This is a genomic window from Vibrio sp. 1402, assembly GCF_033340275.1.
On sequence record NZ_JAWOWE010000288.1, the window covers coordinates 1 to 692 of the forward strand.

The 692-nt window shown below is 43.4% G+C and carries 2 pseudogenes; one reads left to right on the top strand and one right to left on the bottom strand.

Going from position 1 to position 692, the window contains the following annotated elements:
* Window positions 1-446, bottom strand: a pseudogene (locus tag R7044_RS25605) (leucyl/phenylalanyl-tRNA--protein transferase); the annotation flags it as partial.
* A gap of 39 nt (window positions 447-485) precedes the next feature.
* Between R7044_RS25605 and R7044_RS25610 the strand changes: the two are divergent.
* Window positions 486-692, top strand: a pseudogene (locus R7044_RS25610) (hypothetical protein); the annotation flags it as partial.

Genomic DNA, 692 nt, shown 5'->3' on the forward strand with positions numbered 1-692 from the left:
ATGCCGTATAAACCGCCAACAAGCGTGTTGTCATGCCATACTTCTACTGAGTGGCAATGCCCTAGGTTGGATAGCTGAATATAAGCCGCTTGCATCTCTTCATTCAGCCATGTTTCATCTGCTGGCCGGGTAGACGAGCAAAGTTGAATGACGCGCTCAGTCGCTTGATTTATAGTGACTTTATATTGATGCTTGCGCTGAAACTTTTTAAGACTTTTTGATGGCTTAAACGTTAAAGGATCAAACACAGCACGTGGCCAAGGACTCCACCATAACATGGGTTCTCCTGGACCATACCAAGGGAAAATACCTTGGTAGTAGCCACTCAAAATTCTATGTGGATCTAAGTCTCCGCCAAAAGCCAACAGACCATTGGGATCTGACAGAGCTTCGTAAGGGGATGGGAAGTTGAACGTTGAATCGAGTTCAGTTAAATAGATTGCCATAGAAAAGTACTGACCAATATCGAACCAAAGGAACTTGTGATGACTCGAGTTAGAAAATTTTTGAAAGTATGTCCTTGGATCATACTGTTTTTACCCCTTTTCGCCAATGCAGCGTACCAAAGGAATGTCGCAAAACCAGTGAATGAAGTGGTGTACGGGAAGATAGATTCAGTGCGTTACATCACTCAACAAGAAGTTGTGCAATCAAAAAGCAACGGTTGGAAAACCCTATTAGGGGCAACCATT